We start from the raw sequence: 324 nt of genomic DNA on the forward strand, positions 1-324 counted from the left end.
CTGTTTACCGGCGCTTGCGGCTTATCCAGGCCAGAAAGCTGGTGTTAGAGACGGATTTGAGCGTTTCCGAGATCGCCCTGCGCTGCGGTTATGACGATCCCAGCGCCCTCACCCGCGCCTTTAAGGCAGAGTTCGGAACCACGCCCCGCATCTTACGCAGCAGCTAGCCCTGCTTGGCGGCCATCCACTGGTTCAGCCGCCATAGCCCCCAGGCCAGCGGGATTGCCGCCAGACCGCCGATCACATAGGCCAGCGGCTCATCGGCGAAGGATTCGAACATCTGCGTATAGCCGTGGATCGCAGCAAAGGTCAGGGCTGCATTGA

Annotated in this window: 1 protein-coding gene; it reads left to right on the forward strand. The window is 61.4% G+C overall.

Going from position 1 to position 324, the window contains the following annotated elements:
• The coding region (locus tag RA19_RS26355; protein WP_152615879.1) for a helix-turn-helix domain-containing protein at window positions 1–167 on the forward strand (167 nt) is incomplete at its 5' end.
• Between the last annotated feature and the right edge of the window lie 157 nt (window positions 168–324).

Source organism: Leisingera sp. ANG-M1 (assembly GCF_000813745.1).
In the GTDB taxonomy this organism is placed as follows: Bacteria; Pseudomonadota; Alphaproteobacteria; order Rhodobacterales; family Rhodobacteraceae; genus Leisingera.